We start from the raw sequence: 25,696 nt of genomic DNA, 5'->3' as shown, positions 1-25,696 counted from the left end.
TCGGATTCGCGGGCCGTCGTCGGCGGCGATGCCCCCGTGGACGTACCCGTCATGCAGACTCCCCCGGCCTCGTTTTCACGGCGATGCCCCACGCCGCGAGCACGGCGATACCAAAGAACCAGGCCGCGCAGACCACCAGACCCGCAGCCCCGGTGCCGTTGACGGCCTCGCCGGCCGCGGATACGGGGGTGTGCCCGGCGATTCCGCGCAGGAGGGGACGGAAGTGGTCGGCGGGCATGAGCACCGTGTTGACGAACATCGCAACGATGATTAACGGGATGAGGGCCACGGATCCCTGGGGGCTGGTGATGGAGAACGCGATGTACGTGCCGGTGCATGCGGCCGCCGCGGCAACCATCGCGCCGGTCACCGTGATCCTCCACCACCAGGACACCTCAGGGGGGCTGTCGGAAAGCAAGGCGGCCACCGCCGCGACGACGACCGTCATCGCCATGATCCGGATGAACTCGGCGATGATCCGTGCGGTCGGCACGGCCGCGTACGGTGCCGGCATGGTGATCAACCGCTCGTGGAGGCCATTGCTGCGTTCAACGAACACAGTGGACGATCCCGTGATGGCCAAGATGAACGCCCACGTCGTCACGACCAGGATGACCGCGTTCGGGAATTCGAACTCTCCGGTGAGCTGCCTGACCAGGCCACCGAACATGCGGTTGACGATGAACAGGTACACGAGCGGAGCAATGAACGTCATGAACCAGAAGTCAGGGCGCCGCAGCCAAGTATGGACGATGCGCCGCAGATGCACGAAAATGGCGTCGATCATGATTCGCTCCTCAAGGTGAACCGGCGGATGAACAGGACGATTCCGACGACCGCCGCGACACCGAGCCACAGGGCGGCCTCTTCCCCGGCGTGATCCGGGAAGGTGCCCGGGGACGCCGCCCTGATCACCTCGATCACCGGCGAAAAAGGCATGTGGCGCACGATGTCGCGCAGGGAGCCGTCCAAAGCGGTCGCCGGAATGAACGCGGTGGAGAACATGAGCAGCAGCATTTCCAGCGCCTGGATCGATGAGGCTGTCGACACCGGGGCGGGCACCATCAGGATCACCCCGTCCGTGACCAGGGACAGGACCGCGGCGGCGAGCAGTGACCACAGGACTGTCCACGCGACGTCACCGAGAGCCATGTCGAGGCTGCAGGACCACGCGACGACCAGCAGCGCCGCGATCGACGCGGACATCCGCAGCACATCGGTGGCGAGCCTGCCGGCGACATAGCCGCCTGTGGCCCCGGGCAACACGCGCACGCGGTCAACGAGCCCGGATTCGACGTCCTGTCCCACCGCCATCGCCGACGCCGCGGCGGTGAACATCGCCGCCTGGAACAGGCAGCCGCCGAGCACGAAACGCAGGTACCCGAAGCCGGATTGCCCTGCCGAGTACCCAAACACCGCGTACAGGCACAGCAGGAAGAGGGGAGGAACGACGAACATGGAGATCAGCGACGCGGTGTTGCGTCGCAACAGCAGCAGATCCCGACGGAGGAACGCCGCGACCGACGTCGCACTCATCGCGCCGCACCCCCTGCGTTCATCGATATGAATACCTCGTTGAGGGTGGGCGGCGACACGCTCAGCGAATCCGGCAACGCTTCCGAGGCCTCCATCGCCTGCGCCACCGCCTCGAGGACCTGCGGTCCGGGGTCGACGTCGAGGGACACCGACTTCCCCGCGACGCGGGCGCCGTCCAGGCACGTTCCTCCGAGGCAGCGGGCGAACGCCTCCGCCTCGGCGGTGGTGGCAAAGGACACGCGGAGCACGTGCGACCCGAAGTCGCGGCGCAATTCCTCCGGCGTTCCGCTGGCGACGATGCGGCGGTCCTTGAGCAGATGGACGTGGTCGGCCAGTGCCTCCGCCTCTTCCAGGTACTGGGTGGTCAGCACCAGGGTCATTCCGTCGTCCCGCAGTTGCCGGATGAAGCCCCACAGCTCTTCGCGGCTGACCGGGTCCAGCCCCGTCGTGGGTTCGTCGAGGAACAGCAGCCTGGGCACGACGCACAGCGACGCGGCGATGTCGAGGCGGCGCCGCATGCCACCTGAATAGGCCGACGCCAGCGTCGAGGCACTGTCTGCGAGCGAGAATTGCGCGAGCAGTTCCGTCGCGCGGGCGGCCGCGTCGGCGCGGTCGAGTCCGCGCAGACGCCCGAAGAACTCCAGGTTCTCCCGGCCGGTGAGGTTCTCGTCGATCGCCGCGAATTGGCCGGTGGTGGCAATGTCGGCGCGCACGCCCGCCGGGTCCTCTTTCACATCGCGCGAGAAGATGCTCACCTCGCCGGAGTCTGCGGTGATGAGCGTCGACAGGATTCGGATGAGGGTGGTCTTGCCTGCGCCGTTGTGGCCGAGGAACGACACGATCGACCCGGCGGGCACGGTGAAGCTCACGCCGTCGAGCACATGCTTGCGCATCCGGGCACCGCGCTTTCCCTTGCGCCCGCCGTCCGGCGGAGCACCTGCCCCGCCTTCGGGCGCGGTGCCGGCTGTGCCCGCAATAGGGTAGCTCTTCGTGAGGTCGCGGACGACGATCGCCGCACCCCGTTCAGCTTGATCCGTCATCGTTTCTCCTTTTCTTTGGTGTCGCAGTGGGCCGCTGCCGGCAGTGGCCCCGTGGTCGGGTTGTCATGCGGCGTTTCGATATGGATGCCTGCATCGCGGGCGAAGGCGAGGACCGGTTCGAGGAGCCGGGGGTGGCTGACGAGATCCCGGCACCCCGGCGCGACCGGCTTCCCCGCGACCGACGCAACGGTGGCGGCGGCAATGGCCGCGGTCATTTTGTAGGAACCCGGGCCAGTCGCCCGGACGACGGTTGTCTCGGCCGCCGACCCCGCATCGCCCGCGCCGGCGGAGGACAGTGCGATGACCAGCTCGGCGGGTTGCGGAGTGCCGTTCGCCCGCGCCTTCCGCGACGTCACGGCCGCCCCGAGACGGGCGAGCAGACCGGAGACGACGGGCATCGCGTACAGTCTCGACGTGCGGATCTTCTCCACCGACTCATCGGGGAGAGCATCGAAGGCGACGTGGTAGGAAAATCCGAGGATCGAGGGGCACACCCCGCGTACGACGTCGATGTCCGGGCATTCGTAGCCGATTCCGCTTTGCGACGACACCAGGTTGCGCCGCACTTCGACGATGGCGCCGCCGAGCATCGCGCGGTATCCGCCGCGAATAGTCCGGAACATCGACTCGACCGACGCGGCCCCGGATTCCTGGTCGGCGCCAATTCGCAGATCGACCCGCACATCGCGGACCTCTTCGGCCCCCGCAGCGCAGGCCCCGAGCATCAACAGGGCCGTCGACAAGCCTGGGCACAGGCCGAACCCGGTGAGCACGGGAACCCCCTCCCGCCGAGCATCCCCGTCGAGGGCCATGATTGCGCGGCGGGCGTCGATCGAATCGTTGACGTCGATGTACCCGGTGCCTGAGTCGATGCAAGCACGGGCGAGTGAGTCTGCATGCACCTCGAACGGGCCGATGCCGGCTTCGGCCAACCGAGTCGCAGCCGCCACCGCCTCCGCATGGACCCGGCCGTACGGGACGAGGACGTCCCGCCGACTCTCGACGAAGGTGATCCCCTTCTTCGTCTCATCGGCCTTGTCCCGAGGCACGTCGCTGATGGTCCGGATCGTGTTCACTGGTACCTCTTTCGGTTGTCGGCGCCATGCCGGTGCCGGGCGGACCGGGCCCGCATGGCGCGACCCGGAGGATGTGTCTGAAGGGTTGAAGCAACTGGGTGGGGCGCGTCTCCGTACAGGCTCGGAAACGCTCGCGGGCTCGGGGCCCGCCGGTTCCGGGTGCCCGTCAAGTCACTGCGGACACCAGGGCGGCAACGAAGGCCGCGGCGGACGCTGCGGCCGCGAAACCGTCACGCACTCGCCAGGGGTGATCGGTGCGGAAGGTACGCCGCGGATGGCGGCCGAAGTTGCGCATCGCCAGGGTCAGGGACAGCTTTTCGGCGCAGCGCACGGCGCTGACGAACAGGGGAAAGGCGATGCGCGCGGGCGTCGTCGCGCGAATGAAGCCGGAGCGGAAAGACTGCCCCGGTCGCATCGAGCGCAATCTAATCGCCCATGTCAGCTGGGGGATTTCGCTGCGCAGGAACGCCGCGATGCTCACCCCGGAAATCGCTATGGTGCACCATGTGTAGGGCACCCGGAGGCGTTGCACCATGGCGTCGAAAAGCTCCTCGACGCGCATACACGCGGAGACCAGGACCGTCCCCGCAAACACGGCCGTCAGTAGCAGTCCGTGATGGATGCCGTGGCGGACAGCCTCCGCCGGATCCCCACTGCCGTAGAACTCGGAGCGCCACCCGAGCAGGCCGAAGAACACCCCGATCAACAAGACGAGGAGGACCTTCCCCGCCGTCGCCCGAACGTCACGTTCCGCGATCGCAGCGAGTGCGAGGAACGCGACCCCCGTCAGAGCGAGAACGGCGTCTCCGCCGGAGAGCAGCCCGGCGACGAGGACGAGCATCACCGCCGCGACAATCGTGATGGCGTTCAACCCCGCGCGCCTTCGAGCGGCGGATCCACTGGTCCAGGGGCTTTCGTCCAAGGACGTCCGTGCGCCGGCCGCGGGCAGTGCGCGATCCCGCCGGGACGACTCCGGGGAAGCCGGCACGTCGGCTGCGGGACCGGACCAGGCGACCTTCCCTTCGGCGACGATGCTCGCCCGATCCGCCCACGTTCGCGCAGCACGGCGGTCGTGGCACGTGAACACAACGGTTCCGCCGGCCCCTGCGTATTCCGCTAGGGCATCCAGTACGATGCGCGAGCTCGGCGAATCCAGATGCGCCAACGGCTCGTCGAGAAGCAGCAAACGGCGATTGGCCGCCACCGCCAGGAAGATGCCCAACCGTCTTTTCTGTCCGCCCGACAGGACGAACGGCGAGACGGGGTCAAGTGCCCGGGGGCACAAGGCTTCCCGCAGTTTCCGCAGCTCATCGGCGCCGAGTGGTCCGTGCGGGTCCGTGCCGGCCAGCGCGGAGTCGATTTCCGCGGCGACGGTCGCGCGGGTGAACTGGTGCTCGGGGTTCTGGAACGCCAACGACGCGAAGGCGTCGGGGACGCGCCGGGCGGACGCGCCGTCAATCCGGAGGTCCGCTCCCGCCTTCATCTGGCCCGACAGCACCGCCAGCAAGGTGGACTTACCGGCTCCGTTGGCACCGACTAGGGCATGAATCTCGCCCCGTTCCAGTGTCAGATCGGCCCCGTTCAGGATCCGCTCCCCGCCCCGGGCCACGTTGGCTCCGGTCAAGGCCAGCAGCGGAACGGCATCCGCCTCCGATTCCGGATCGGCGCCATTCCCGGCTCCCCGGGACCTTCGCCGCCGGTCCGGACCGGGACGGTCCGGCGCCCCCGTGCCCGGCGTACTGGCGTCCGGCGTTCCGGCGGTCGCGGCCGTCGTCGCAATGTCCTTCACCGCGATGCCATCCGGCGCTCCGTGGGCGGCGACGCTCCCGTCCGCATCGAGGATCGTCACCGTGTCGACCCACCCGTCGAACGGGCGGAGGTCGTGCTCGATGAGCAGGATGACGCGCCCCGGGGCCCGCAAATCACGGATGGCGGCGAACAGCGACCGGCGACCGTCCTCGTCGACGTGGGCCGCAGGCTCGTCGAAGATCATGACCTCCGGCGCCCTGGCCACCGCACCGGCGATGGCCATCCGCTGGCGTTGCCCGCCCGACAAAGCCCACGGATCCTTCTCCGCGAGCTCTGACAGCCCGAGCTCTGATAGGGCCGCGGCTGATCGCTTGGCGACGATGTCGGCTTCCACGAGGGAAAACTCGAGGGCCATGGCCACGTCATCGACGACTCGGAGCGTGAGCACCTGCGTCGCCGGGTCTTGCCCGACGAAGGTGACTCGGTCCCCGTCCACGGGGCATTCGGTGCCGTCGACATCAACGATGTGCACGGATCCGGCATGGTCGATGGGGATGTGCGAGGGGATCAGTCCAGCGATGAGGTGGGCCAGGCTCGTCTTTCCGCATCCCACGGGTCCCGTGATGACATTGATCGTGCCGAAGTCGAAGGAGAGATCCACCATGTCGGGTGCCCATCGCCCATCGGCGTGCCGCACGCCAGCGCCACTGACCCGTAACCGGGCCGGGGCCGTCCCACGTGTCGCACCGGCGCACGCAGGTGCTCCGCCGGTCACTGGGTGACCCCGCGGCTGCGAAGCCCCTTTGCGACGGCAAAGCCCAGGACCAAAAACACCAGGCTCGATGCCAAGGCTACGGCGAAGCTGATCAGGGTCATGGGCGTGGTCGGCGAGTCGACGCCAACTGCGCGCGGGGCCATCGTTCCCATCAGCGCGGAGAACAACATCGCCGACGCCACGAACTGGGTACGCGTCCACCGCCGGTACAGGGTGACCATGAATGGAAGCTCGATGAGCAATCCTTCCATGATCAGCGCCCCGATCGCGGCGACGCCGAACGGGGTGGTCGCCGCGGACACGACGCCCATGGCAAGGCACGCAATGAGGCTCGCGCCAGGCTTGCGGACGACGATGAGGGGAACGACGCACTGCAGGAACCACAACCCGAGCGTCGCCGCGACGAGATAAACGTGGGCGATGCCGGCGAACACCTGCAGGTAGGTCAGGGGCACGACGACGAGAGACCCCGCGACGCCGATCGCGGCGGCGACGAGCATATCGCGGGTGGATGGTCGGCCACCCGCTGCGACCGGTGCGACGTGTACCAACCGCCCGTCGTCCGTCTGCGACGCCACCGCGTCGCCGTCGCCCGTCCCGTCCGGGCCCGCGTCCCCGACTCCCCCTCCGGAGAGGGGTTCTCTGGTCGATCCACGTTTTCTGTTCATCGTCGCCGCCTCGCTTCCGTTGCCGATTCCCGATCGGAACATAACTTGAAACAGTATTAGGTTAGGCAATCCTTATCAACTTATGCCAGACTCGAACTATTGACTTTGCCCCCGCTCCCCCCATTACGTTGTTAGCAGTTCCACCTCAGGACACCGAAGATTCATAGCCTGTCCACCCGATTGGGCTGGTTATGTTTATTTCCGGTCCCTCCGTCTGAAAGGACAGTGGAACTAGTCGCTGGCTTCGGTATGGCTTATTCCTGTCCCTGTCTGAAAATGATCCGGGGGGTGATGTCGCCGAAGACAGTGACATACTCAAACTGCTAATAGGAACCTGACCCAGCCCAGGTGGTATGAGGTCTCACAGTAATGTGGATGCCAGTGCAAGTATGTCCGACCAACCCCAGCGATGAAGCATAAATAATCCAACTTCTCATTCATCGCTAGGAGGCATACACCCATGGCCTATGACTTCGTCATTGGCGTAGACGTCGGCAAATACTTCCACCACGCCTGCGTCCTCGATCCCCAAGGCAGGCAAGTCCTGTCCAAACGCATCAATCAGCATGAAGGCTCGCTACGCAAGCTCTTCGGCCAATTCCTCGCCGACAACGCCTCGGTCCTTGTCATTGTCGATCAGCCCAACAACATCGGCCGGTTAACCGTCGCAGTCGCCCAAGACATGGGGGCAGATATTCACTATCTACCAGGGCTTGCGATGCGACAGCTCTCTCGCATCCACGTCGGCAACTCCAAGACCGATGTACGCGACGCCTACGTCATCGCCCATGCCGGTCTTAACCTTCCAGATTCCCTGCGCAGTGTCGACCGCGTTGAGGAAGTCTTTATCCAGCTGATTTAGGCCGTGACAGCGGCATCCTCCGAGATGGGATCGATGCCCAGGCGGTTGAGCATGTAGAGCACGCGGGCGCCGAGGTCATCGGCCAGCTCGCGGGTCTCCTCCACGGTTTCTGCCGTGGCGATGTCCCAGATCTTGATGTCTTTGCCGGCCTCGTCGCGCGGGATCTCGCGGCCCAAGTACACGATGTAATCCGGGATGGTCACCAGACGCAGATCCTCGACGTAGCGGTCCGGGTGCTCCGCCATGCCGCGCTCTTGAAGCACGTGGGCCATGTGGGAGTCGGGGTCGTTTTCAGGGTGGGCTACGGCGGCATCGACGAGCAGGGCCTCGCCGGCGTACTTCTTCGTCAGCGCCACGGCAGCCTGCGCCAGCGCGTGGTCGGTTCCCGCGGCGAAACGCACGTGGATGCGGTGCGTACCGAAGTGCTCGCGCACCTCGCGCTCCACCATCACAGGAATGAACTCTTCTAAAGTCGCACCAGCTTCGTGACGCTCAATGGTGGCGTCGAGAAAGGAATCAATCTCCTGCGCGGTGTATTCGTGGCCATAATCTGCGTGCAAGTCGTGGCGCAACGTATCGAAACGGCGGGCGTTAGGGGAAGTCATCTCTAAACTCACTTTCTGTTCGCCTATTGTTAACCTGCTGTTAACTTTAATCAATCGTTGAGCGCCCGACAAGTTTTATGTGCGGCATCCCGGCCCCGTGCGCTGGCGAAACCTCCCAAAGAAAGGCCAAAGGCCCGCCGGGTGTTCCGGCAGGCCTTCCTGGATTGTTCCTTCTTCTTATCGGGAATGCGCGTTGCGCGACTGCGCAGCTTAAGGTGTTCCTCGAGCCGCTCCGGGGACATCTTCCACATGCTGCGGTCTGCGCGCTTCTTCTTGCGCTGAGCCATGCCGTCACCTCCTTCCATCGAGGTGTCTCAGCATAGCGCGCCACGGGGATTAACCCGTACAGGCCGCACGCGGCGGGCTAGTGGCCGCGCTCCTGCGTGATGGCTTGGCCATCACGGAAATATGGAGCCAGCTTGTTATCGAACATGCTCAGCGCGGACGCGATAGCCATGTGCATGTCCAGGTACTGGTAGGTACCCAGGCGGCCGCCGAAGAGGACCTGGTTCTCGCGGGCCTCCGCGGCGGCGAGCTTGCGGTAAGCCTCCAGCTTGGAGCGGTCCTCCGGGGTGTTAATCGGATAGTACGGCTCATCGCCCTTCTCGGCAAAGCGCGAGTACTCCTTCATGATCACCGTCTTGTCCTTGGGGTACTTGTCGGCGCGCTCCGGGTGGAAGTGGCGGAACTCGTGGATGCGGGTGTAGTCCACGTCCGCATCGTTGTAGTTCATCACCGGGGTGCCCTGGAAGTCACCGGTCTCCAGCACCTCCAGATCGAAGTCCAGCGTCCGCCAGCCCAGCTCACCCTCGGCGAAGTCGAAGTAGCGATCCAGTGGGCCGGTGTAGACCACCGGCGCGTTTGGCGACGCCTCTCGCAGCTCCTCACGCACGTCGAACCAGTCGGTGTTTAGCTGGACGTCGATAAGCTCGTGCTCCGCCATCTTCTCCAGCCAGGCCGCGTAGCCGTCGACGGGCAGGCCCTCGTAGGTGTCGTTGAAGTATCGGTTGTTGAAGGTGTAGCGCACCGGCAGGCGCGTGATATTGCCGGCCGGCAGCTCCTTCGGGTCGGTCTGCCACTGCTTGGCGGTGTAATCGCGGATGAAGGCCTCGTAGAGCGGGCGGCCAATGAGCGCGATAGCCTTCTCCTCCAGGTTCTTCGCCTCATCCACGGCGAACTCACCAGCCTGCTCCTTGATGAGCTGGCGCGCCTCATCCGGGGAGTAGTAGCGGCCGAAGAACTGGTTAATCAGACCCAGACCCATCGGGAACTGGTAGGCCGTGCCGTCATGCATGGCAAAGACGCGGTGCTGGTAGTCAGTGAAGTCGGTGAACTGGTTGCAGTACTCCCACACGCGCTTGTTCGACGTGTGGAAGAGGTGCGCGCCGTACTTGTGGACCTCGATGCCGGTCTCCGGCTCGGCCTCCGAGTAGGCGTTGCCGCCTAGGTGCTCGCGGCGCTCGACGATAAGCACCTTCTTGCCCAGCTGGGAGGCTGCGCGCTCGGCCACGGTCAGGCCGAAGAATCCAGATCCAACAACGATGAGGTCATATGCAGTCATGAGCATCAGCTTAAAGCAGTAACGCGCATAGAACGGCGGGTGACACCCAAGCGAGAAAACTCGCGTGTCACACCCCCTTTCACTCCAACACCTGACGTAACATCTGTCCCGTTAGTTAACTTTTTGCGCTCCTCTTAACCTCGTGGCGCACACCATCCTAGGGAGTAACAGTGCACCTCAAACGTCGTCTTGTTCCCGCGAAATCGATGTGGTCCACGCCGGTTATCGCTACGGTCACCTCGATCGCTGTAGTTGCTGCCGCAGCCGTGGGCGGCCAAACCCTTATCCACACCCAGGAAGCGGGCAGCGGCCCCATCGAAGTGAGCTCAGCCTCCGAATCCTTCGGGTCCGGCGAAACGGTCGTGGTGGATGACCCGGCCATCGCCGCCCAGGGCGAGGGCGAAGGTCCCCGCGCCGTCAAGCAATTCCACCGCGATGAGACCTTCTCCTCCTTCGCCGTCACGTGGAAGGGTTCGCGCGATGTCGCGGCCTTCGTCCGCGCGAAGCAGCCAGACGGGTCCTGGTCCGAGTGGTACGACATGGACGCGATGTCCTACAACAACGATGACCCGAACGCCACGAACGGCACCGAGCTCATCTTCGTGGGCGATACCAACGACGTGCAGGTCTCCATCAACAACGTGGACCTGGTGACCGGGTCGAACTTGGATGAGAAACTCACCGAGTCCCCCGTTGAGGACGCCGCGCTTGACGACGCCCCCTTCAACGTCGGCGACATCGCCCCCGTTGCCGAGACCGAAGAGCTTCCGGCCAACAGCGACGTCGAAGGCCTCGAGGCTGTCTTCATGGACGGCAACGCCCAGGAGGGCGAGGGCATTGAGCCAACCGCTGAGACCGATGGCATGCCGCGCGTGGTTTCGCGCGCCGGCTGGGGCGCGAATGAGAATATCCGCTGCAAGGGCGCCGACTACGACGACGGTGTGAAGGCCATCGCGCTGCACCACACCGCGGGTTCCAATAACTACACCCGCGCGCAAGCAGCCGCGCAGGTGCGCGCTGCTTACCAGTACCACGCCCAGAATTTAGGTTGGTGCGATATCGGATACAACGCGCTGGTGGATAAGTACGGCACCATCTACGAGGGCCGCTACGGCGGGCTCGCTAAAGCTGTGCAGGGTGCGCACATCGGCGGTTTTAACAAGAACACGTGGGGTATCTCCATGATCGGCAACTACGAGACTGCGCAGCCGACGGAAGCCCTCTTGGAATCTGTCACCGACCTCGCCGGCTGGAAGGGCGCGATTTCCGGCGTCGATCCGTCCTCCCGCGTTTCACTCCGCTCGGAGGGCTTCAATGGCTCGCGCTACCCTGCTGGTGCCTCTGCCCCGGTTTATGGCCTCTTCGGGCACAGCGACGTTCACTTCACTGCCTGCCCGGGGCGTTACACCATCGCCCAGTGGCCGAAGATCCGCGAAGCGGCGCACAAGAAGTACCGCGCCATCAAGTCGGGTGCGTCTGGTTCGACCTCCACGAACTGGGGCAGCGGCAATACCTCTACCCCAGACTCCTCTGGCTCCGCGCCGACCGGAAACGCACCTTCCACTCCGGCACAGGAGGCAACGTCCTCGCTGGGCGATACTGAAATCCCGATGAGCACCATCACCGCACTAGTCGGCCTGGCTGGCACCCTCTTCACCATCCTGTACTCTCGCTCCGACCAGCAGGTTGACATGGATAAGACGATTAATGGCCTGCCGGTGGAGCAGATCCCGGGCATCGTAACCAAGGTGTTGTCCCTGAGCAAGAACGAGGGTTTGAAGGAAACGTGGACGGCAGTCCTTAACGCCTTTGGACCAGCGCTGGGTCTGGCTGTTGGCGGCCCGGATGAGTCGGCCGGCATCATCTACCAGCTCTTCCAAAACGGCGTCGTGCTCAGTTCCGAGGACACCGGTACGCACGCTCTGGTGGGACGCATCGCCAAGGAATGGGCATCTGGCAACAACTCGGCAACGCTCGGCTTGCCGACGTCCGACGAAGTCCCCACCGGCCTAGGCAAGGAAGTCCGCGTGCAGTTCCAGGGCGGATCCATTGTCTACGACCCGGAGACTGAGCAGATTCAGGTCTTCACGGACTAATCCCAGAGCACCCCTAGCCGCGTTGGGCTAGGGGTCTCGCCGTTTTATAGCGCTCCGGCCATCAGGCCGTCGCCTAGCGTGCGCACTGTGGGATCGCCGATGTAGCGGGAGCCACCTTGCGGCTTCCGCTTCGGCATTTATGTGGGATTGGGGTTTAGGTATCCGGCGGTACTGTGTCGAGTAAGTCCCCGCTTGCCTGCTGTTTCAATGCTGCTTGCGCTGCCTGGTACGCCGGCTGGGAAGTAATCGGCTCCGCCCAGGGTGGTACATAATCCACCCCGCCCCGCAACCTAAAGACATAACCCGCACCGGTCGGCTTATCCGGATCATCATCATTGATGCCATTGTGATAGGCACACAGCATCGTCAAATTCGGCGGATCCGTCGCCCCACCAGCCTGCCACGGCACCAAATGATGCACCTGACAATAATCCGCCGGCTTATTACACCCTTCACGCGCACACGTCGGATGCTCCGCACTGGCCATTAACCGTTGCTCAAACCCCGCCAAACGCCGCACCCGATGCAACCACACCGGCCCAATCGTGGGATGCACCAACGTCACATACCCGACCTCGGCAAATTTATAGGTGACAAACTCCCGACCGCTCATCCGCCCACCATTGGTCAGATGGAGCTCAATATCATCGCCCTCGCCCCGCACAATCTGGTCCAACTCATCCAAGGTGACCACCACATTGGTCGCTACCGCAGGCTTAGTGCCCCCATGCGCCTTTTCAAAGAACACCCGGCCTGCCGCATCCAACAAATCAACCGGATTAATCGACTCCAAGGTCCCGCGCATCTCACTAATGCGCAACGGTGAATCAGTAATCGTCAACGAATGCGGCCCCACCTTCCGGTACGTCAACCGCCCCCCCGGTTCAGGCACCCGCCGTGGCCGCAACTGCTTCAAGCGTTCCTTCGCTACCTTTGGGATTTGGTGTGCTGGAGTCCCTGCCAACCTGACACGCAGATTCCACGCATCCAACTCCTTTTTCACCTTGGCAGTATACGCCTCAATCAAGTTCAACGACGCCACATCATGTCGTTGGGCAACCGCAGCCGCACGCGCTTGGCGCTGCTTGCCCGTAAAACGCGTCGACCCAAAATACACACGATGCAGCCCAGCCAACTCCACCGCATCAGCCAATGAAGCGCCACGCGCGCGCAAATCATCCACACTGCCCACCGCAAGCCCCACAAGATCCAACCCCGAACTGCGGTAGGAGAAATAAGTCTCCAAATCCCCCATGCGACAAAGACTAAAACACCACCACACACCCCGCAACCGGAGATATCAGAACCAGCGCTCGAGGACCTTTGCCACACCTGCTTGATGGTGCGGCAGTGTCACTGCATCTGCAGCCGCCACGACGTCCGGATGCGCATTCTCCATGGCAACTCCGCACCCGGCCCACTCAAGCATCTCGATATCGTTGGGCATATCGCCGAAGGCGACGATGTCTTCGCGGGCGATACCGTGATGCTCGGCCAGCCACTTCACTCCGCGGCGCTTCGTCACGTTGGAGGCCGCAACCTCTAGAACGCCCTCGGACATCGAGTACGTCACGTGGGCAAGCTCGGAATCAATGTGCGGCGCGATGAGCTCGTAGAGTTCCGGCGCCGAGAACGCGGTATTACGAATCAGCAGCTTGACCGCCGGTCGGGACACCAACTCCCCCACGCTCACCAGCCCGAAGCCCTCAAAAAGCGCGTTCTCCGAATAGTGCGATTCCACCACGAAGAGTTCCTCAACCGGGTCCAAGACCGAGCCGCCCGCACGCTCCGCACCGAAGCCTACGCCGCCATGAGGTTCAAGCACCTTCGCGGCCACCTCCACGGTTTCCGCGAGGGCCTCCGGTGAGAGCTCGTGGGCTGAGAGCACGCGGTCTTCTGCCGAGTCATAAATCACCGCACCATTTGATGTCACGCAGACTGGGCGCACGGTCAGCTGCTCGAGCACGGGCATGATCCACCGGAAGGGGCGCCCAGTTGCCAGCGCAAACTCGCTGCCCGCGGCGACCGCACGGGCCACAGCTTCGCGGTTTCGCTTGGGCACCCGGTGGTTTCGGTCCAACAAAGTACCGTCGATATCGCTGATGATGAGGCGCGGAGCGTGGTCCGAGAATACTTCATTGGCCATAGCCCCGAGTCTACGTCAGGTTGAGACACACGACGGCACGGATAAGCGCCCAACGACGAAAGCGGCCGCCACGAGATTACTCGTCACGGCCGCGTCCTCGTGCGTCGTTCAGGTCTTAGGCAATCACGTCGTCATCGTCCACGTCTTCCCAGTTCAGGGAACGCTTGATGGCGCGCTTCCAATCGCGGTAGAGAGCCTCAACTTCTTCCTTTTCGCGTTGCGGCTTCCACACCTTGAAGTCACCTTGCTGGGAGCTCAGCACGCTGAGATCATCCCAGAAGCCGGAGTCAAGGCCCGCAGCGAAAGCAGCACCCGTTGCGGTGGTCTCCACGTTCTTCGGGCGGTGCACCTCCACGCCAAGCATGTCCGCTTGGAACTGCATGAGCAGCTCGTTCATCGTCATGCCGCCGTCGACGCGCAGCTCGGTGATCTCCACGCCGGAGTCCGCCACCATGGCATCGGCGACGTCGCGAGTCTGGTACGCCGTGGACTCGAGGACCGCGCGGGCCAGGTGTTTGCGGTTGGCAAAGCGGGTCAGGCCCACGATGACGCCGCGGGCATCCGGGCGCCAGTACGGGGCGAACAGACCAGAGAAGGCAGGAACGATGTAGACGCCACCGTTGTCCTTAACCTCACGGGCCATGTTCTCGATGGAGGCAGAGTTCGGGATGATCTGCAGGTTATCGCGCAGCCATTGCACCAAGGAACCGCCCATGGACACGGACCCTTCGAGCGCATAGACAGGGCGCTCGCCCTCGCGCTGGAAGCACACGGTGGTGAGCAGGCCGTTCTCGGAGAACTTCGGGGTAGTACCGGTGTTGAGCAGGAGGAACAGGCCGGTACCGTAGGTATTCTTGGCGGAACCCGGGCGGAAGCAGCCCTGGCCGAACATGGCGGCCTGCTGGTCACCTAAAATGGCGCGAATCGGCACGCCGGCCAGCGAGCCGCGCTCGCGCACGGTTCGGAAGTCACCCAGGGACGGGCGGATCTCCGGGAGCATGGACGTCGGGATACCCATCTCCTTGCACAGTTCCTCATCCCACTCGAGCTTCTCGATGTCCATGAGCAAGGTGCGCGAGGCATTGGTGACGTCGGTGGCGTGCAGGGCCTCCTGGCCGTTGTCACCGTCGGCACCACCGGTGAGGTTCCACAGCAGCCAGGTATCGATGGTGCCGAAGAGCAGCTCGCCCTTTTCAGCGCGCTCGCGCGCACCCTCGACGTTATCGAGGATCCACTTGACCTTCGGACCGGCCGGGTACGAGTTGATGATGAGGCCGGTGCGGCGGCGCCACTTGTCCGCACCCTCGTCGCCGGCGAGCTCCTTACAAATCTCTGTGGTGCGGGTGTCCTGCCAGACAATGGCGTTGTACACCGGCTTGCCCGTGTTCTTGTCCCACACAACGGTGGTCTCACGCTGGTTAGTAATACCGAGGGCGGCGATGTCTTCGACGTTGATATCGCCGTTGGCCAAAGCCTCACCCACCGCGCGGCGGGTGTTGCTCCAGATTTCCTCCGGGTCATGCTCGACCCAGCCTTTCTCCGGGAAGATCTGCTCGTGCTCGAGCTGGCCAACGGACACCTGTTCGCCGTCGTGGTTGAAAATAATGCAGCGGGTAGACGTGGTTCCCTGATCAATTGCTGCAACGTAGCTCTTGGTAGACATTGTTTTCTCCTTGTCGGGGTTGGTTTAAAGAACCATGGACAACAGGCCAACGGCGACGGCCGCCAGCGTCGGTGCAACTACCGGGACCCATGCATAGCCCCAGTTGGCGTCTCCCTTGTCCTTAATGGGAAGGACGAAGGCGTACATGATGCGGGGGCCAAGGTCACGGACCGGGTTAATCGCGTAGCCGGTGGCGGTGCCGAGGGACAGACCAATAGAGACGATGACGAAGGCAACACCGAAGTAGCTCAGCGGCCCCAGCTCTCCTCCGGTTGGGCCGAAGGCGATGAACATGAGCAGCACGCAGGTAGCGATGAACTCGGTAACCGCGTTCCACCCGTTATTCGGGTGCGCGGGCTTGGTAAAGAAGATGCCCCCGGTGTTCTTGTTGGCGCCGGTGACGTTGCCGGCTTCGTCGAGATTGTTGGCGTCGAAAAGCTGCTTAAAGGTAGCCCAGGCAAGGAATGCACCAAGCATGGCGCCGAGAATCTGCCCCAGCAGGTAGTAGGGAACGAGGCCCCACTCGAGGGAACCGTTCACGGCCAGCATGATGGTGACCGCCGGGTTGAGGTGGCCACCGGTGGGGTCGGCAACACTAGCGCCGATGAACACCGCGAGGCCCCAGCCCATAGCGATGACGATCCAATCCGAACCGCGTGCGCCCGAGGTTCGAAGGTTAACAACGGCGCACACGCCGTTACCGAGCAGGAGCAGCAGCGCAGTGCCGATGAACTCCCACAGGAATGCATCCATTCCGGTCATAAGATGTCCTTTCTTATCTGCCTAGGCCAAGGGCCCAGCGAGGAAAACCACCTCTCGCTGGGCCCTGTGACTTTTAGGCTTCTTCCTTGGTGGCTCGTGCGCTTCCTGCGCGCTCGAGGATGTCGTTTGCCTCACGGTCGGTCAGCGCTGCCTCTGCGGCGAGCTCTGCCTCGGTGTGCTTGGTGAAGTGGGAGACTTCGCGCTCAATATCGGCCTGATCCCAGCCCAGCAGCGGGGCAACGAATTCAGCGATCGGCTGCGCAGCGGCGACGCCGCGGTCGGCGAACTCGATGGCCACGCGCAGACGACGGGCCACGATATCGTCGATGTGCAGGGCACCCTCGTGGGTTACGGCGTAGCGAACCTCAGCCCAGATGTAGCTCTCCGCGCCTGGAACCGGCTCCAGCAGCGTGGCGTCCTCAGCAGCCGGGGCCAGCACCTCACCGATCAGCGAGCCATAGCGGCCGAGCAGGTGCTCGATGCGCTCTTCGCTGAGGTTATAGCGGCGAGCCAGCGCCGGTACCTGGTTGGCCAGCGCGTGATAGCCATCCGCGCCCAGAATCGGGGTGCGCTCGGTAACGGACTCGGACACCTTAGTACCCAGCTCCTTCACGGCCAGGTCCACGGCATCCTTACCAATGACGCGGTAGGTGGTGTACTTGCCGCCGGCGACGGAAACCATGCCCGGTGCCACGCGGGCCACGGCGTGGTTGCGGGAGAGGTTGGTGGTGGAGTCGGACTTGCCGGACAGCAGCGGGCGCAGGCCGGAGTACACGCCAACGATGTCATCGCGGGTGATCTTGTTGCGCACGCGCTGGTTGACCTGATCCAGGATGTAGTCAATATCCGCCTTGGTCGGGGCCGGGTCCGGCAGGGACAGGCCCTTTTCCCAATCGGTGTCGGTGGTACCGATGATCCAGTACTCACCCCACGGGATGACGAAGAGCACGGACTTTTCGGTGACGAAGCACAGCGCGGCTTCCGCGTCGAGAGCATCCTTCGGAACCACGATGTGCACGCCCTTGGAGGCATGAACCGTGAACTTTCCTTCGACGCCGGCCATCTGCTGAATCTTGTCGTTCCACACGCCGGTCGCGTTGATGAAAACCTTGCCTTTGACGGTGGCCTCGCGGCCGGTTTCCAGGTCGCGGACCTTCGCAGCGGTGACGCGTCCGCGGGCGTCCTTCTCAAAGCCAATCACCTCAGTGCCGGTACGCACGTTGGCCCCGTATTCGGCGGCGGTGCGCAGGACGGTCATGGTGTGGCGGGCGTCGTCGACAAGCGTGTCGTAGTAGCGCACGCCACCGACGACGGCATCCTCCTTAAGACCCGGGGTCACTTTCAGCACGCCCTTACGGGTGAGGTGCTTCTGCATCGGAACGCTCTTGGCGCCACCCATGAGGTCATAGAGGGTAAAGCCGCCAAACATCATGACGCGCTCCCAGCCGCGGTGGGTCAGCGGGAAGATGAACTTCAGCGGCTTCACCAGGTGCGGTGCAAGAGTGGACATGTTGAGCTCGCGCTCCTTGAGGGACTCCGCCACCAGGCGGAAATCAAACATGGCCAGGTAGCGCAGGCCACCGTGGAACATCTTGGAGGAGCGCGACGAGGTGCCAGCGGCGAAGTCGCGGGCCTCGAGCACAGCCGTCTTCAGGCCACGAGTGGCCGCATCCACGGCGGCGCCGGCGCCTACGGAACCTCCGCCGATGATGACGACGTCATAATCCTCGGTGGAGTAGTCGTTCCAGGTCTTTTCAAAATACTCAGGGTTGAAGCTTGTAATACTCGTCGTGCTCATTGTTGACTGAGTCTCCTCTCTCGCTGCACGGCGTCAGAAAGTCCTGTCCAGTTGACGGAATGCGCAGCATATCGTGCTCATCCACCACGAGCGCCCTGCTCACCGATACCTCGGCTACCTGCCCGAAAGGCGGATGAAGAAGAAGTTTTCTCCCAAAGCCAATGCTATATATCACCTGGATTTCTCTCCGGAGACGCTACTCACACGTAGGTTTCGTTGCCGTAAGCTGGCATTTTCAAGAAGCTTCATAGGTTAACAAAATAAAATAACACCCCCTTCCGGGGGTGTTAACGGGCGTCACGAACTCTCCACAAGTCCAGGGATATAAGGACCTATTCCTTCTCTCGTTGCAGGCGCGCCATCGCCTCCAACACCTCAGCCATGCCATAACGCTCCGAGGAATACGTCACCGCACGGGCAGCCTTAATCACCTCAATGGGGGCGGTCTCCAGCGCCACCATATGCACAGCGACGCCTTCCCCACCCTCCGCAAAGGTCTCATCCCCTGGCTCGTTGGCAAAGAACAAGAGATCCTTGGACTCGGCGCCGATCTTCTTCACCACGGCTGCCAACCCCTCCGCAGGCGAAGACGCGGTCACCACTGCGCCGCCAGGGGCATCGTTAAACTGCACCCCTTCGGCCCCGTCCGCGCAGGCAATGCGCCAGCAGGTTTGGGGGAGATCCCCAAAAGCCGCAGCGTCCAGCACCTCGCCCTGCGGCGAAATCACGATCACTTCCTCAACCTGCGGGTGCAGTTGTACAAGCGCCTCCTGGAGCCGCTTCGAAATCTCGCCGTTCTCCATACTCAACGCACTCTGATCTGCCGCAATCACCCGCGGCGCTTCAGAGTATTCAGCCTTCACCCGGTGAGGCAGGCGGGAAACGATGATGCGCGATTGCGTCGCCGCAGACAGCAAGCCCTGCTCCACCACGGATCCCGCGAAAATCTCCTTGCTGCTCGCCGTCATCGAGGCCTGGGCTTCCATCACGTCGGATTTCAGTTGCGCCATGACCTCCGTGACCTTGTCGCGGCCTTCCCCGACGCCGCGCATGGCTTCCTCAACCACCGAGTTGAGGTTCTCCTTGATCCACTCGAGGGTTTCCGGCGCAGTACGCGGGCGATTCTTCTCTGCGGCATCGGCTCCAGCTTCTGCAGTACCGGTTTCCTCGTTACTGCCCGGCTTCATCAGCGCCATCCGGTCGCGCATGAGCTCCACCGTGGCCTCGGAGACGCGGTCCTTAAGGCTTGTCAGATCATCGCGCAGCCGACGCACGCGGTAGCGCTCACTCTCCACCTCGGAGTCCTGGGCCTCTGCCTCCTCCAACGTCGGGGCGCCGCCGCCCTTGCGTGCCGGCACCCAGAACTCGCCGGCCGGCATCGGGCCAAACTCCGCTTCGTAGTCGGCCCACAGGCCCTCCAGGGCCTCCTGCATCCGGCGGCGTACCTCAGCGATGTCCGCGTCAAAGTCACCCGTCGTGTAATAAGGCTCCAAGGCCTTAATCAGCACAGGCGTCTTCGTGCGGCCCAGGTGCTTCTTCTGCCCCTTCGTCCACAGGCGCTGGGAGCCAAAGATAACCTGCGGAATAATCGGCACCCCCGCGCCATGAGCAATCCGCGCTGCGCCATTGCGCATGCTGCGAATCTCGAAGCTGCGGGAAATCGTCCCTTCCGCGAACACCCCAACGAGCTCCCCGCTCTTGGCCAGCTCAATGCCCTTCACAATCGACGCCCCACCATCGATACGATCCACCGGTACATGGCCCATCAGCCGAAACAGTTGCCCCGCCACCGGCGTCTTAAAGATAGAGGCCTTAGCCAGGTAGCGCACCAAGCGGCGCTTGCGGTACGCCAGGAAAGCCCCAAAGAGAAAGTCCATGTAGCCGGTGTGATTGCACACGATGACGGCCCCGCCCTTATCCGGGATATTCTCCTCCCCGGACAAGCGCATCTTGAGCCCCTGAGCAATAGTCACCCCGCGCCCGATGTGCGTGATCTGCCGGTAGAGGAAGATAGCCACAGCGCTCATAGTGCTCCAAATGCTTAAGACCTCGCCGCCGGCGGAAGGCAGCAAGGAGGGGACAAAAGTAAGCGGCGCGCGAGCCGCCGCGCGCCGCGTTCTTCTAGGAGTTTACGGGGTACAGAACGTCCTTGCCCACGAATGGGCGCAGTGCCTCCGGAACCACGACGGAGCCGTCTGCCTGCTGGTGGTTCTCCAGAATGGCCACGAGCCAGCGGGTGGTCGCCAGGGTGCCATTGAGCGTGGCGGCGTACTGGGTCTTGCCGTTCTCATCGCGGTAGCGCGTGGACAGGCGGCGCGCCTGGAAGGTGGTGCAGTTCGAGGTCGAGGTGAGCTCGCGGTACGTGCCCTGGGTGGGCACCCACGCCTCGTTATCGAACTTGCGAGCCGCAGAGGAACCCAGGTCTCCGCCCGCGATATCGATGGTGCGGTAGGGCAGCTCCATCGCCTCCAGCATGTCCTTTTCCATGTTCAGGAGCTTCTGGTGCATCTCCTCGGCGTCTTCCGGCTTGCAGTAGACAAACATCTCCAGCTTGTCGAACTGGTGCACGCGCAGGATGCCGCGGGTGTCCTTGCCGTGCGAACCTGCCTCGCGGCGGAAGCAAGAAGACCAGCCTGCATACTGCAACGGCCCCTTGGACAGGTCGATGATTTCTTCCTTGTGGTAGCCAGCCAAGGCCACCTCGGAGGTGCCGACCAGGTAAAGATCATCCGCCGGAAGGTAGTAAATCTCATCGGAGTGCTGGCCCAAGAAGCCAGTTCCCTGCATAACGTCCGGGCGCACGAGTACCGGCGGGATCATGAGCTGGAAACCGGCCTCGCGGGCTTTCTGCGCAGCCAGCATCAGCATGCCCAGCTGCAGGAAGGCTCCATCGCCGGTGAGGTAGTAGAAACGTGCGCCGCCGACTTTGGCGCCCCGCTTGACGTCGATAAGCCCCAGCGTCTCACCCAGCTCCAGGTGATCCTTCGGCTCGAAGTCGAACTGCGGCTTTTCACCGACCTCTTCGAGGACGATGAAGTCATCTTCGCCACCCGCCGGAGCACCCTCCACCACGTTGGAGAGCTGATACTGCAGCTCCGTTACCTTGGCCTCGGCCGCGGCCGCTTCCTCGCCGGCCGCCTTGACCTTCTCCTTCAGCTCGTTGGAGCCCTCCAGCAGCGCTGGGCGCTCCTCGGGGGAGGCCTGGCCAATCTTCTTGCCAAAGGCCTTCTGCTCCGAACGCAGCTGGTCTGCCTTCACAATGGCCGCGCGACGCTCCTCATCGGCGGCGAGCAGCTGGTCCACCAAAGCGGGGTCCTCCCCACGGTTTACCTGGGAGGCGCGGACGACATCGGGATTTTCGCGAAGAAACTTGAGATCAATCACGCCGGATAGTCTAGCGCACGATCATACCTTTGCGCTGGTCATAACCAGCGGATTATCATGGGTAACATGGCACCTCACATCATTACCGACGGCCCCGTGCCCAAGCACGCTCAGCTGCGGGATATTCTCTCCGAGCTCTGCCGAACCACCCTCAAACCCGGTGACATCCTCCCCGGCGAGCGCATTCTCGAAGAAACCTACGGCGTCTCCCGCATCACCGTGCGCCGCGCCATCGGTGACTTAGTGGCTGAGGGCCGCCTGCGGCGGGTGCGTGGCAAGGGCACTTTCGTGGCACCGAACCCACTGGTCTCCCGGCTCCACTTGGCCTCCTTTTCCGATGAGATGGGCTACCAGAAGGTGCAGGCTTCCTCGCGAATCCTGCTGGGTGAGCGCAGCACCGCGCCCGGTGAGGTCTGTGAGTTCTTCGGCACCGAGACCACAGTTGCGCATACCCATCTGCGGCGCCTGCGCTTGGGCGACGGCGAGCCTTATTCCATCGACGATGGCTGGTATAACTCCGCTTTTGCGCCAACGCTGTTGGAAAATGACATCTATAATTCCGTCTACTCGATCTTGGATAACACCTTCAAAGTGCCCATCACCGAGGCCGAGCAGACTGTCACCGCGGTGGCGGCGGAGGAAGACATCGCCGAGCTTCTCGACGTCTCACCGGGCACCCCACTGCTGCACATCACCCGCCTCGCCCGCTCTGGGGACCGGCCGGTTGAATGGTGTTCCTCGGTCTACCGCACTGACCGCTACCGCCTCACAACACACGTCTCCCGCGCGCGTATGTAGCGGCACCCTCGCCCCGAACGGCGCCGGGCGGGCTAGAAGCCAGGGCCGTTAAGGGAGTAGTATGAGGAGTTCTATGAGCACTTCATCTGCGTGGCGCTCCGCCTCTGCCATCCGCGTCGTCCTCGTTGCAGCCGTGGCCGCGGCCGTCTTCATGGCGTCCTACGGCCTCTTCAGCGGCGAACCAACCGGCACCGATTCGGCCGGACGAGGCTCCGCTAGCTCCAGCACCGACGATAACCAGGCTGCTGATCCTTCTGCCGTCGACGGCGAAGCTGCTCCCTTCACCACCGCCTCCGCGGGCGCGTGCGTGACGTGGGGCATCGCCCCGGACGGCACCGCCACCGGTTTTGAGCAGATCAGCTGCGATAAACCGCACCGCTTCGAGGTCTCCGCTCGCGAGGATCTCAGCGCCTACCCCACCAGCGAATTCGGCCCCAACGCCAAGCGTCCGGACATCACACGGCAAAACGCTCTGCGCGATGAGCTGTGCGAAGCTCCAACGGTGAGCTACCTCAACGGCAAATGGGATCCCAACGGACGCTACGACATCGCTTCCATCCTTCCGCCGGCCGCATCCTGGGATCAGGGTGACCGCACCTTGCTGTGCGGCCTGCAGACGACCGACGTCAACGGCGTACCGCAGGAATCCACCGGCAAGGTCAGCGAGGTGGACCAGGCGGTCGTCGCCAAGCCCGGCGAATGCCGCAAGGTGGATGATAAACAGGTGCTCAATACCGTGCCTTGCCAGGAACCGCACCAGTTGGAGACCGTATCCGTCATCAACCTGGCCGAGAAGTTCCCCAATGGCTACCCCAGCGATGAGGACATGGATAAGTTCCTCTCCGAAACGTGTACCCAAAACGCCATGGATTACCTGGGCGGCGAGGAGAACCTTTACCAGTCCACGCTGCAACCTTTCTGGGGTGCGATGAGCCGCGAGACCTGGGAGAGTGGCTCCCGTTCGGTGAATTGCTCACTGATCCACATCAAGGACGGCCACTTCTCCGAGATCACCGGCTCTGCCACAGGGGGACGCGAGGCCCTGAGCATTAACGGCGCCCCACCGACCGAGCAGCCGAAGCGCAACCCATTGCGTGACTCGAATGCTCAGCCGGGCGGCGAGAATGCCGAGCCAGCTGGTGCGAGCGCCGCTCCCGCCACCCCTGAAGCTGCGGCACCGGCCCTCTAAGCCCGGCCCTTGAACAGGAAGTAACCACATGTACGAGGTCAGCGAAGAACGCTTTGAGGAAATGGTCGGCGAGGCCCTGGATAAAATTCCGGATCGCTTCGTTGATCAGATGCGCAACCTGGTCATCCTCGTCGAGGAGGAACACCCGGAGAACCCTGAACTGTTGGGGCTTTATGAGGGCGTCATGCTCACGCAGCGCACCGCCTCACACACCGGCTACCTGCCGGATACCATTTCCATTTACCGGCAGCCGTTGCAGGCCATCAGCAACTCGGAAGAGGAGCTCGCCCACGAAGTCATGGTGACCGTCTTCCACGAGGTCGGGCACTATTTCGGATTTGAGGAAGACCGCCTCCACGAGCTCGGCTGGGGGTAGGTGCCCGGAAGGGCACCTACCGTCGCCAAAGCGAACTAGACTTCTGTATCCGCCCAGCGCTTGAGCGTCCACTGGCCAAAAGGCTGGCCCTGCGGCTCCATGAGGGTAAAACGGCAGTTCGGCATATAACCTGTATAAGCAAAGTCTGGGTCCACGCAGCAGGCATGCTTCGTCACCACGCGAATGGCGGCGCCGTGGCTGACGACGACGATATCTTCATCATCCTCCAGCTCGGCAGCGAGATCCTCCAACACCGGTTGGTAGCGCTCGAGCACATCCACGTAGCTCTCGCCGCCAGGCATCCGGGCGGTCTCGTCACCGTCGAGCCAGCCGCGCAGTGCCACCATGTATTCGCGGTGGGTGTCTTCGCTGCCGCTCATTTCATGATCACCTGCGAAAACCTCGTGCAGGCCCACCCGCACTTCCACGGGAACGTTGCGCTCATCGGCGGCCTCGCCGAAGGTACGGGCGGCCAGCATCGCGGTCTGCTGGGCGCGTAGGGCAATAGAACACACAAAGCGCACGCGGCGACCCGCGCACAGCTCAGCCAGCTCGCGGCCCACATCTTCTGCCTGGCCGCGGCCGCGCTCGGTGAGCTCGGCGCCCGGAGGCCGGGTATCCATAACGCGGTCAATATTGGAAAAGGTCTGGCCGTGGCGCAGCAGGATGATTCTTCCGGTCATGCTTCACCACACTATTGGCCGGTGCGCGCCTGCGCTACCCATTCATCGGCCTCTTGCAACCGCGCCAAGTTCCGTGGCGCCTCCCCTTGCGCCACTACGGAAGGCCAGGAACCAACGAAAACGACGTCCTCCGCCCGCAGCCATAGCGCCCGCAGAGCCTCCGCCACCGGCTGGTCCTCAATGTGCCCAATGAGGTCGGCGTGGAAGCGGTAGTTGCCGAAGACGGTGCGCAGCGGACGGGATTCGATGCGGGAGAGATCCACCCCGCGATGCGCGAATTCCTGCAGGGCCCCCACCAGGGAGCCGGGCTCGTTGGGCAGAGTGAAGATGACGGACGTCCTGTCGTTGCCGGTCCGCTCGGTCGGCTTTCCAGCCGGTCCCACGAGGACGAAACGAGTCGTGGCCCCCGCGACATCTGCCACGCTCTCCGCAAGAGAGTCCAGCCCAAAGACCTCCGCTGCCCGTGCCGGGGCGGCCGCGACATCCACCTCCCCGCGCGCCACGGCCTGCGCCGCCGCGCCATTCGACGCCGCCGGAACATACTCCACGTCCGGCAAGTTCTGCTCCAACCAACCGCGCACCTGCTGGTAGGCCACGGGATGTGTGGAGAAGGTGCGAAGATTCTCTGCGGTAGTGCCGGGGCGCACCAGAATGGAGAAGGACACTGGCAGGTCTACCTCGCGGTAGATCTGGACCCGGGAGCCGGCGGCAAGCGCGTCAAAGGTGGCTGTCACCGGCCCGTCCACGGAGTTTTCGATAGCCACGCAGGCATAATCCGCCGCACCAGTGCGCACCGCCGCCAGCGCCTCGGCCGGGGAGCTCACCGGCAACCCCTCGGGGGAAGCAAAATCTGCGGCGAAATGCTGCATCGCCGCTTCCGTGAAGGTTCCGGCGGGCCCGAGGAATGCGATGGTGGTGCTCATGACAGC

Annotated in this window: 22 protein-coding genes and 1 pseudogene; 5 read left to right on the top strand and 18 right to left on the bottom strand. The window is 63.5% G+C overall.

Translation table 11 applies throughout. The features are described from left to right. Window positions 1-49: 49 nt before the first annotated feature. The 6 genes from HMPREF2743_RS09140 to HMPREF2743_RS09115 form a co-directional block, all read right to left on the bottom strand. Complete coding sequence (locus tag HMPREF2743_RS09140; protein WP_070744248.1) at window positions 50-787, bottom strand: ABC transporter permease; 738 nt, start codon at window positions 785-787, stop codon at window positions 50-52. Beyond that, the gene (locus tag HMPREF2743_RS09135) at window positions 784-1,536 is read right to left on the bottom strand and encodes an ABC transporter permease (RefSeq protein WP_070525922.1); all 753 of its coding nucleotides are present in this window, start codon (window positions 1,534-1,536) and stop codon (window positions 784-786) included. The genes HMPREF2743_RS09140 and HMPREF2743_RS09135 overlap by 4 nt, the downstream gene beginning before the upstream one ends. Next, window positions 1,533-2,576 (bottom strand): ABC transporter ATP-binding protein, encoded by a 1,044-nt coding sequence (locus HMPREF2743_RS09130; protein ID WP_070525924.1) that lies wholly within the window; start codon window positions 2,574-2,576, stop codon window positions 1,533-1,535. The genes HMPREF2743_RS09135 and HMPREF2743_RS09130 overlap by 4 nt, the downstream gene beginning before the upstream one ends. Continuing rightward, window positions 2,573-3,652, bottom strand: coding sequence for a saccharopine dehydrogenase family protein (locus HMPREF2743_RS12645; protein ID WP_230310885.1), 1,080 nt, complete (start codon window positions 3,650-3,652; stop codon window positions 2,573-2,575). Before HMPREF2743_RS12645 ends, HMPREF2743_RS09130 begins: the two co-directional genes overlap by 4 nt. A gap of 166 nt (window positions 3,653-3,818) precedes the next feature. Continuing rightward, window positions 3,819-6,065 carry an ATP-binding cassette domain-containing protein gene (locus tag HMPREF2743_RS09120; protein WP_246824493.1) on the bottom strand — a complete coding sequence of 749 codons (2,247 nt, stop codon included), beginning with the start codon at window positions 6,063-6,065 and terminating at the stop codon, window positions 3,819-3,821. Window positions 6,066-6,172: 107 nt separating this feature from the next. Beyond that, window positions 6,173-6,676: an ECF transporter S component gene (locus tag HMPREF2743_RS09115; protein ID WP_227485914.1), complete on the bottom strand. Its 504-nt coding sequence runs from the start codon at window positions 6,674-6,676 to the stop codon at window positions 6,173-6,175. 628 nt (window positions 6,677-7,304) lie between these two features. On the opposite strand from HMPREF2743_RS09115, the pseudogene HMPREF2743_RS09110 reads away from it, so the two are divergent. Beyond that, a pseudogene (locus HMPREF2743_RS09110) lies at window positions 7,305-7,700 on the top strand (IS110 family transposase); the annotation flags it as partial. Window positions 7,701-7,702: 2 nt separating this feature from the next. On the opposite strand, the gene HMPREF2743_RS09105 reads toward HMPREF2743_RS09110, so the two are convergent. The 3 genes from HMPREF2743_RS09105 to glf form a co-directional block, all read right to left on the bottom strand. Continuing rightward, the gene (locus HMPREF2743_RS09105; protein WP_070744252.1) at window positions 7,703-8,311 is read right to left on the bottom strand and encodes a three-helix bundle dimerization domain-containing protein; all 609 of its coding nucleotides are present in this window, start codon (window positions 8,309-8,311) and stop codon (window positions 7,703-7,705) included. Window positions 8,312-8,361: 50 nt separating this feature from the next. Further along, window positions 8,362-8,598, bottom strand: coding sequence for a hypothetical protein (locus HMPREF2743_RS09100; protein WP_070597020.1), 237 nt, complete (start codon window positions 8,596-8,598; stop codon window positions 8,362-8,364). Window positions 8,599-8,675: 77 nt separating this feature from the next. Next, the gene (glf, locus tag HMPREF2743_RS09095; protein WP_070818632.1) at window positions 8,676-9,872 is read right to left on the bottom strand and encodes a UDP-galactopyranose mutase; all 1,197 of its coding nucleotides are present in this window, start codon (window positions 9,870-9,872) and stop codon (window positions 8,676-8,678) included. Window positions 9,873-10,042: 170 nt separating this feature from the next. Here glf and HMPREF2743_RS09090 point away from each other — a divergent pair, with 170 nt between their 5' ends. After that, a complete protein-coding gene (locus HMPREF2743_RS09090) occupies window positions 10,043-11,968 on the top strand; it encodes an N-acetylmuramoyl-L-alanine amidase (RefSeq protein ID WP_083321623.1) in 1,926 nt (641 codons plus the stop codon). 154 nt (window positions 11,969-12,122) lie between these two features. Here HMPREF2743_RS09090 and HMPREF2743_RS09085 read toward each other — a convergent pair whose 3' ends face one another. From HMPREF2743_RS09085 to serS, 7 genes are all read right to left on the bottom strand, one after another. Continuing rightward, the gene (locus HMPREF2743_RS09085) at window positions 12,123-13,223 is read right to left on the bottom strand and encodes an HNH endonuclease signature motif containing protein (protein WP_070818630.1); all 1,101 of its coding nucleotides are present in this window, start codon (window positions 13,221-13,223) and stop codon (window positions 12,123-12,125) included. Between the two features lie 45 nt (window positions 13,224-13,268). Next, complete coding sequence (locus HMPREF2743_RS09080; RefSeq protein WP_070818629.1) at window positions 13,269-14,114, bottom strand: Cof-type HAD-IIB family hydrolase; 846 nt, start codon at window positions 14,112-14,114, stop codon at window positions 13,269-13,271. 115 nt (window positions 14,115-14,229) lie between these two features. Further along, the gene (gene glpK, locus HMPREF2743_RS09075; RefSeq protein ID WP_070523843.1) at window positions 14,230-15,777 is read right to left on the bottom strand and encodes a glycerol kinase GlpK; all 1,548 of its coding nucleotides are present in this window, start codon (window positions 15,775-15,777) and stop codon (window positions 14,230-14,232) included. A 24-nt stretch (window positions 15,778-15,801) separates the two neighbouring features. Next, window positions 15,802-16,539: an MIP/aquaporin family protein gene (locus tag HMPREF2743_RS09070; protein WP_070818628.1), complete on the bottom strand. Its 738-nt coding sequence runs from the start codon at window positions 16,537-16,539 to the stop codon at window positions 15,802-15,804. 73 nt (window positions 16,540-16,612) lie between these two features. Continuing rightward, complete coding sequence (locus HMPREF2743_RS09065) at window positions 16,613-18,337, bottom strand: glycerol-3-phosphate dehydrogenase/oxidase (RefSeq protein WP_070818627.1); 1,725 nt, start codon at window positions 18,335-18,337, stop codon at window positions 16,613-16,615. A 332-nt stretch (window positions 18,338-18,669) separates the two neighbouring features. Further along, window positions 18,670-20,364, bottom strand: coding sequence for a lysophospholipid acyltransferase family protein (locus tag HMPREF2743_RS09060; protein WP_070818626.1), 1,695 nt, complete (start codon window positions 20,362-20,364; stop codon window positions 18,670-18,672). Window positions 20,365-20,458: 94 nt separating this feature from the next. After that, window positions 20,459-21,721 (bottom strand): serine--tRNA ligase, encoded by a 1,263-nt coding sequence (serS, locus tag HMPREF2743_RS09055; RefSeq protein ID WP_070818625.1) that lies wholly within the window; start codon window positions 21,719-21,721, stop codon window positions 20,459-20,461. A gap of 66 nt (window positions 21,722-21,787) precedes the next feature. Here serS and HMPREF2743_RS09050 point away from each other — a divergent pair, with 66 nt between their 5' ends. The 3 genes from HMPREF2743_RS09050 to HMPREF2743_RS09040 all read left to right on the top strand — a co-directional run bounded on the left by HMPREF2743_RS09050 (window position 21,788) and on the right by HMPREF2743_RS09040 (window position 24,084). Beyond that, complete coding sequence (locus HMPREF2743_RS09050; protein ID WP_210400257.1) at window positions 21,788-22,519, top strand: GntR family transcriptional regulator; 732 nt, start codon at window positions 21,788-21,790, stop codon at window positions 22,517-22,519. 73 nt (window positions 22,520-22,592) lie between these two features. Further along, window positions 22,593-23,708, top strand: coding sequence for a septum formation family protein (locus HMPREF2743_RS09045; RefSeq protein ID WP_070818623.1), 1,116 nt, complete (start codon window positions 22,593-22,595; stop codon window positions 23,706-23,708). A gap of 28 nt (window positions 23,709-23,736) precedes the next feature. Beyond that, window positions 23,737-24,084: a metallopeptidase family protein gene (locus HMPREF2743_RS09040; RefSeq protein ID WP_070818622.1), complete on the top strand. Its 348-nt coding sequence runs from the start codon at window positions 23,737-23,739 to the stop codon at window positions 24,082-24,084. Window positions 24,085-24,119: 35 nt separating this feature from the next. On the opposite strand, the gene HMPREF2743_RS09035 is transcribed toward HMPREF2743_RS09040, so the two are convergent. Further along, on the bottom strand, window positions 24,120-24,767 hold the full coding sequence (locus tag HMPREF2743_RS09035) for a histidine phosphatase family protein (protein WP_070525952.1): 648 nt from the start codon (window positions 24,765-24,767) through the stop codon (window positions 24,120-24,122). Between the two features lie 11 nt (window positions 24,768-24,778). Then, window positions 24,779-25,690 carry a prephenate dehydratase gene (gene pheA, locus HMPREF2743_RS09030; protein WP_070818621.1) on the bottom strand — a complete coding sequence of 304 codons (912 nt, stop codon included), beginning with the start codon at window positions 25,688-25,690 and terminating at the stop codon, window positions 24,779-24,781. Between the last annotated feature and the right edge of the window lie 6 nt (window positions 25,691-25,696).

This window comes from Corynebacterium sp. HMSC036D02 (genome assembly GCF_001836165.1).
GTDB lineage: Bacteria > Actinomycetota > Actinomycetes > Mycobacteriales > Mycobacteriaceae > Corynebacterium.
This window is presented reverse-complemented; position numbering and strand designations above follow the sequence as displayed.